The sequence below is a fragment of the Candidatus Cloacimonadota bacterium genome (assembly GCA_021734245.1).
Taxonomy (GTDB): Bacteria; Cloacimonadota; Cloacimonadia; order Cloacimonadales; family TCS61; genus B137-G9.
Genome location: JAIPJH010000123.1, coordinates 1 through 6,827, shown reverse-complemented (window position 1 = coordinate 6,827; position 6,827 = coordinate 1). Strand labels below are relative to the sequence as shown.

Sequence of the window (6,827 nt, the reverse complement as noted above, 5' to 3'; positions counted from 1 at the left end):
GAAAAATGGATTACTGGTAAAAAGTATTTTATAATGGACGAGTATTATGAATCAAAGAAAGAAAATAACAAATAACTAATCAAGAAAATTGCGTGAAATCCAATATGAGGAATTTACACACAAATTTGGACTTGACTTTTTGGGGAATTGGAGGTTGAAATGAGAAAACTTTTATTGATGCTTATTCTTATTTTTATTATTTTTGAATTATCTTCCATTAACGAATTTGCCTGTATTTATACATTAATCAATACTTCAGCAAAAGGTGTAGCTTTTGGTAATAAAAGCGGAGCAGCCGACATCTGGGATACAAGTCCGTTGGGAGTTTGGAGCAATCCAGCCAAGCTTGGTTATCACAAAGGTTTGGCTTATGGATATTCCGATACACCATGGCTTAAAAATGTTTTCTCGGATATTTACATAAAATCGAAATATGTAAGTATAGGTTGGAATGGATTAGGAATTCTTTTACCGATATCTAACGACAGAGATCGTTTGGGAACTTTCATGAGTTATGGAGAACAAACTCAAACTGATTCTTTGGGAAATGTAATAGGAACTTTCGAATCCTGGGATGCTGATACGAAATTTGCCATTGGTATGAACTCTTTGGAATTCGTATTCAATTTACTCAAATCAGATTTACTTAATAAGATCAATAAATTTGGTGAGTTATCATTTGGCTACAGTTATGATGATTTGTATAGCAAACTAGGGCCAATGGGAACAGGTTCGTTTGAGCCAATGGAATACTCAATTGGAGAATCATCATTCTCTTCCTATGGTTTTATCGGACGGATCAGTCCTTTTAATGAAACTAATGCTTTAGGTGGATTCTGTACTTTGGATGTAGTAGGCAGCATCAACAATATAAATCCTGCCAAATCAAAGATAACCTACATCAACGTAAGCCAGGCAGATTATTTACCCTGGGGAATTCGGACAGCTGTCTCTGGGAAAATCGTGATCAGTAAAAAATTAATTCCGGATTTTAAAATTCATCCGATCATTGATTTTTTTTCCACCAATCTTATTTCGTTCTATTATAGTTATGATGACCAGCAAATTGGTAAAGAATCACCAGATAATCCTGGAGAATGGGGAAAAGGATATGAAATTATTTTCTTTGATCTTTTTTCACTGAGAAAAGGGTATTATTCAGATATTACCGGTGAAGTAAAAGGTGACACATCAGGTTATGGTTTCAATTTGAGATTTAACGATATTATACAATTTCAGTATAATTATGCGGAGTTTCCCGGTGGTGATTTACAGGAAAAACAAAGCATTGATGATTATCTTGTCAGAGTGGATTTTATGAAATTATTGAGGTTGATAAAACATCATTAGATCTTCAAATCTACTTTGTTCTCCAAAACAAATTCCACTTCAACAATTGCCAGTTGCAGGTCGTGTTCGATGAATTTTAACTTGGCAAAATCCTTTTCGGTTGTAAGTAGATAATCGATTTTTCCCAATTTTACAACGGCAGAAATCTGTTTTAAAATTTCTTTGCTCTGGAAATCATAATGATCGGGAAAACGGAAATGTTTTTCAAAATTTATGCCAGCTTGCTGAACTGTATTTTCAAACGATTTCGGTAAACCAATCCCGGAAAGTAAGACGCATTTGCCAGTTGGTTTTATAGTATTTCCATCTTTATCAGAAAATCGTTTGATCTGATAATTTCCGCGCAGGAGCGGGTTTTTATATTTTTGGATTTTTTCAGGAATTTCACCTTTTCCATTCCAGATAATGTAATCAGCAGACTTGAGAGCAGAAAGTGGTTCGCGCAGAATTCCAGCAGGAAGTACGAATCCATTTCCAATTCCTCCGATGGCACTGAAAACCACAAAATCCAGATCGTGCTGAACTTTGAGATGTTGAAAAGAATCATCCAAAATTATGTATTGCAAATCGGGAAATTTTTCTTCCAGAAGTTGAATTGACTTCTTGCGATCTCTACCAGCAATTACAGGAATTCCTGGAAGCTTGGTAGCTAATAAAAATACCTCATCACCAGCTTCTTTAGCAAAATCAAAAACTTGTTTTTGATCTGAGATCAGTTTATTCTCGTTCTCGTATTTTGCTTTATAACCGCGATGCGAAACTGCAACTTTTTTTCCTTGTTTCTGTAAGTGTTTTGCTAAAAGAATCGTAACCGGAGTTTTGCCGCTGCCACCACTGACGATATTACCAACACTGATGATCTTGCAGCACGAACGATAACCATTTGAATGTAGCTTTCTTCTTAAAATTATAATTACAGAGTAAATCAGTGAAAACGGCCAAAGCAGCCAGGAAATAATAGATTTTTTGTAGAGATTTTGCTCGATCAGTTTCTGCATCAGAATTCTATTCCCTTTCTAACTTGAAAACCTTTATTAAAGTAGTGTTTTACTTCTTTCATTTCTGTTACCAGATCGGCTTTTTCAATAGTTCTTTTATCAGCATATCTTCCAGTCAACACGATCTCAGATTCAGTTGAAATTTGCATCAATTCAAGCTGCTTTTCAAGCGATAACAACTTCCATTTTACTGCCACATTAATTTCATCGATCACGATTAGATCAAATTTCTGAGAAGAAATGACTTCCTTGCATTTTTTGAAAGCTTTTTCCGCTTCGTCAAAGTCTATTTTGGCAGGATTTTCAGGATCGATCAATTTGTCAGTTCCAAATTGAAAAATATAGAGATTTTTCTGTTTGGAAAGAAATTGGATTTCTCCGTATTCGAAATTTTTCTTCATAAATTGGATCAGGCAGACTTTCTTTTGCCTGCCTAGAGCTCGCACGATCAAGCCCAAGGCTGCCGTGGTTTTACCTTTACCGTTTCCGGTGTAAATTTGAATCATAATTTCCCCGTAAGCGACCTGCCAGGTCGCTCATTCTTCTTCGAACCAACAATTCCAATTTGTACGACCTGCCAGGTCGCTCATTCTTCTTCGAACCAACAATTCCAATTTGTACGACCTGCTCGGTCGCTCATTTTTCTTCGAACCAACAATTCCAATTTGTACGACCTGCAGGTCGCTCAAATTATTCTCGATCTGGCAGATCGAGCTACGAACCTTTATCAGCTTTATCTTGGAAGATTTCATATCTCAATTTTATCCCAGTCTTTATAAAGCCAATTACCATTCCAATCTTTCCATTTATTAACTAAATTACTTTTCACTGGATTTTCTAAAAGATATTTTAGATGATACTCATAATCTTTAAAATTTCTAATATAATGATCATATGATTCATGTAACCAAAACTGCCCGGAACGATCAAGGATTTTGTTACATTCATTTGCCGTAAAACTTTTCATTGTGAACATTATCTTGCTCAAAGATTCATACATGTGTTTACCCTTTTGGAAAGGTTTTATCATAAGATGCAAATGATTCGGCATGATACAAAATGCAATTAATTTGTATCTGACTCCATCCCAAAATAAAAGATTCTCTTTGATAACTTGTTGAATAGATGTTCTGATTAACCAGTCCTTTTTTGATTGAGAATGAATAAATGATTCAAAATCCCTAAAATAACTTCTATGAAATTCTTTAAGGACAAATATTTTTTGATTTTCAGAAACTTTTTTGATCATATTTTGAAAATCAATTTTTCTCTGTTTTAATTCAGAAATGATTTTTGTTGATAGTGCTTTTGCTAAACAAGTTGTTATGAAAAAAATGCCGTTTCCTGGCTGATAATGGGGAAGATTTCTTCTATAAAATTCTCGATAAAAGAATTGGTTTTGCATAACTAATCCTCATTCTGTTCAATTCGTACAGCGACCTGCCAGGTCGCTCATTCTTCTTCGAACCAACAATTCCAATTTGTACAGGTCGCTCATTCTTCTTCGAACCAACAATTCCAATTTGTACGACCTGCCAGGTCGCTCAAATTATTCTCGATCTGGCAGATCGAGCTGCATGATTCATACTCATTTTCATCATTTTTTATGTCAAAACTTATTTCTTTTCAGTCTCTTCATTTCATCGGTTTTCATTACCAAGTTCCCTGCTAATATCAGTACAATTCCTACCAAAGAAAGATAAGTTATTTTGTAACCGGGCAATGCAAGCAATTGCACAAAAATAGGAAAAACAATAAAAATGGAATTATGCATTGGGATCAGGAGTGCTGCTCGTACATTCTTGGAAAATCCCCATTGAGTTATCCAGAAAGCAGCAGTTGTGAAAACCAAACTTAACAAGAAGACAGTCCAACCCATAGATGAAACTGGAAAGTAACTGGAATTATGATGAAGGTGTTGCCCGATTCCTTTAAAGATAGGATCGAAGCTGACAGTTCCTCCCGTAAAAATTCCAAAGATAATCGATTTTAAAACCAGATTTCGATGATTGCGAATTAAAATGAGAGCAAAAAGTGATAGGGTTGTGAATATTCCCACAAACCACCAGATAGTTTGCAGATCGATCTCTGCATAATTAAGTTTTGGCTGGAAGATTCCATCGATGCCAATTAGAACAGTTCCAATTATCAGGATTGCAGCTCCCAGATATTCCCATTTATCAATTCTTTCTTTCAGAATCTTGTTCGAATACCACAACATAACGATCAATCCCAGACCATACATGGAAGTAAAATAGGAAGCGGGAGCAAATTTTCCGGCCAGGATAACCCAGATAATTCCGCTGTTGCTGAGGATAATTCCAAAAATGTAAATATTCGGTTTACATTCTTTCCAGGAAAATGATGGTTGATGACCTTTTAATTTATCTTTGATGAAAGTGAGTGTTTTGATGCCTTGCTGCTGCATTCCACGAGAAATATGAAAAGTAATGCTGAAGATCAGTCCCAACAGCATGGCAATCAGATAATTTGTCATTACAAAACCTCAAATTTATTTGGAAACAGCGATGAAAATAAGAGGATGGTTGTCAATGAATCTCGTTCCCAGACATAATTATAGGAACGAGAGTTTATGTCAGAATTGTTGATCGGGATGATAGAGCCAACTTATCATTTAATCAACATCATCTTATGCGCCGCTGTCTCTTCGCCGTTCACCTTTAGTTTGGCAATATATTCTCCGCTGGCGACGCGTTTGCCGGCATCGTTACGACCGTTCCAGATGCAATTGTATATTCCCGGTGCTGTGGTGCAATCCATTAAAGTTTTTACCATTTGCCCTTTTATATTAAATATTTCAACTTTAACCTTACCTGATTCAAAAAGATTAAATGATATTGTAGTGGAAGGATTGAAAGGATTGGGGTAATTACATAGATTTATCTCATCATTTGGAATAACAACCGGATCTTCTACACTGACTACCGGTGGAGCCCCAAACTCATAACAACCCATATCAATTGTTGCCAATCCGTTTCCATCACCATCCCATACTCTTTGATGATGTAGTAAATCCCAGGGTGGAAGGAATAAACCTGTTGTATCAGGTGTACCGGCATCGAGGCAGGGAGAAAGTTCTGTTAACTGATATGGATCATCGCCTGAAAGAAGAAAGAGTGGATCATCGTCAATATTGCCTTCTAACCAATTTACCGTATTTACAAAGTTCTGATTGTATATTGCACTATATCCACCAAGTATATCACAGTTAGATACATTTAATTCACTTAAAATGCCAATACTAATAGCGTTTGGCAGTGAAATTTCATAGCCATTTGAAGGATTATTTAATATTGAATTGTTTAAATCTAAATCTCCCTTCATTTCTAATGTTGAAAAAGTGGAAGAATTATTTACAAAAGTACAATTACTCATTGAATTATAACCAGTTCCATAGATTTCAACATTATTATCGGATATAGATGAGTTATTGGCGAATAGACAATTATTGATAATTTTGGTAGTTGGAACACCTGGATTTTCCCTCAATATTACATTACCAGTATTTTGACTAATACTGACATTATTAATAATTTTACAGTTTTCAACAACAAACTCATCCTTTACATGAATATCTAAAGATGAAACAGAATTATCAGGATTTGTGACAATTGTGCAATTATCTAAAGTAACATTATCTAATCTTCCATTAGCCAGAAACAACATCACACCAGAAAAATCAGTAGTTACTACATCATGTATATAAGTATCAATAATTTGAAGGTTATCCGATTCACTTGATTCAATAAAGAAATCACCTGATATTCCAGAAAATTCACAATTTAATATTTTAAAGGTTTCATATAAATACAAACTGCACATTGCACCAGGAAATGAGTAATCATAATGAAATGAAAAATTAGACAACTTATTAAATCCAGTCAAATCATAGATTGCAAATGTTTCTGAAGAAGAATCATTAACAATAATTGTATTAGATTTATCTTCACCGATAATGGAAAGATTTTCTTTGAAACCAAAGGGGAATATCTGTTGATTTGATGCATAAGAGTATGTTCCAGCAGATACATGGATCGTTCTTTCAACTCCCACACTCATATCTATCAAGCGCACTGCTGTTGATATGTTCCGTAAAGGTTCATCAAATGATAAACCTGAGTTTTCATCATCACCGTCCTCGGAAACATAAAGGTCATGGGAAATTAATTCATGTAAACCAAAGTCCACATCTACTTCCAGTTCAGTCGTTGGATTTGGATTAGGAAATGAATCAGATGCTTTTGCATAATAAACATTTGGATTTGCGACAGAAAATGTATCTACAATAACATGTATTTGACCTGTGTTCTTTACAAAAATATGGTTCTTTTTAGAAAAGAGTGGGTGAAGTTAAAAAAGTAGTTGAAGAAAAAAAAGCTATGAAGAAATTTTCCTCTAAAAAATAAATGGGGGAAAAATGTATAAAGAATTATTTGAACAGGCTCTTCATATAGAGTC

General features: G+C 34.8%; 7 protein-coding genes. 1 reads left to right on the top strand and 6 read right to left on the bottom strand.

Annotated elements, in window-relative coordinates:
* Positions 1–159: 159 nt before the first annotated feature.
* The gene (locus K9N40_12760) at positions 160–1,350 is read left to right on the top strand and encodes a hypothetical protein (GenBank protein ID MCF7815338.1); all 1,191 of its coding nucleotides are present in this window, start codon (positions 160–162) and stop codon (positions 1,348–1,350) included.
* On the opposite strand, the gene lpxK is transcribed toward K9N40_12760, so the two are convergent.
* The 6 genes from lpxK to K9N40_12730 form a co-directional block, all read right to left on the bottom strand.
* The gene (lpxK, locus tag K9N40_12755) at positions 1,347–2,348 is read right to left on the bottom strand and encodes a tetraacyldisaccharide 4'-kinase (GenBank protein MCF7815337.1); all 1,002 of its coding nucleotides are present in this window, start codon (positions 2,346–2,348) and stop codon (positions 1,347–1,349) included. The genes K9N40_12760 and lpxK overlap by 4 nt on opposite strands.
* Positions 2,348–2,854, bottom strand: coding sequence for a cob(I)yrinic acid a,c-diamide adenosyltransferase (locus K9N40_12750; protein MCF7815336.1), 507 nt, complete (start codon positions 2,852–2,854; stop codon positions 2,348–2,350). The genes lpxK and K9N40_12750 overlap by 1 nt, the downstream gene beginning before the upstream one ends.
* A 30-nt stretch (positions 2,855–2,884) precedes the next feature.
* Positions 2,885–3,100 carry a hypothetical protein gene (locus tag K9N40_12745; GenBank protein ID MCF7815335.1) on the bottom strand — a complete coding sequence of 72 codons (216 nt, stop codon included), beginning with the start codon at positions 3,098–3,100 and terminating at the stop codon, positions 2,885–2,887.
* A complete protein-coding gene (locus K9N40_12740; GenBank protein MCF7815334.1) occupies positions 3,097–3,753 on the bottom strand; it encodes a hypothetical protein in 657 nt (218 codons plus the stop codon). Before K9N40_12740 ends, K9N40_12745 begins: the two co-directional genes overlap by 4 nt.
* Before the next feature lie 204 nt (positions 3,754–3,957).
* Positions 3,958–4,845, bottom strand: a complete 888-nt coding sequence (locus tag K9N40_12735) for a hypothetical protein (protein ID MCF7815333.1) — start codon at positions 4,843–4,845, stop codon at positions 3,958–3,960.
* 134 nt (positions 4,846–4,979) lie between these two features.
* The gene (locus K9N40_12730) at positions 4,980–6,557 is read right to left on the bottom strand and encodes a T9SS type A sorting domain-containing protein (protein MCF7815332.1); all 1,578 of its coding nucleotides are present in this window, start codon (positions 6,555–6,557) and stop codon (positions 4,980–4,982) included.
* Between the last annotated feature and the right edge of the window lie 270 nt (positions 6,558–6,827).

Excerpts from the sequence above, each read along its gene's own strand:
- lpxK (MCF7815337.1), bottom strand. The coding sequence starts at position 2,348 with ATGCAGAAACTGATCGAGCAAAATCTCTACAAAAAATCTATTATTTCC.
- K9N40_12745 (MCF7815335.1), bottom strand. The coding sequence starts at position 3,100 with ATGAAATCTTCCAAGATAAAGCTGATAAAGGTTCGTAGCTCGATCTGC.
- K9N40_12735 (MCF7815333.1), bottom strand. The coding sequence starts at position 4,845 with ATGACAAATTATCTGATTGCCATGCTGTTGGGACTGATCTTCAGCATT.
- K9N40_12750 (MCF7815336.1), bottom strand. The coding sequence starts at position 2,854 with ATGATTCAAATTTACACCGGAAACGGTAAAGGTAAAACCACGGCAGCC.
- K9N40_12760 (MCF7815338.1), top strand. The coding sequence starts at position 160 with ATGAGAAAACTTTTATTGATGCTTATTCTTATTTTTATTATTTTTGAA.
- K9N40_12740 (MCF7815334.1), bottom strand. The coding sequence starts at position 3,753 with ATGCAAAACCAATTCTTTTATCGAGAATTTTATAGAAGAAATCTTCCC.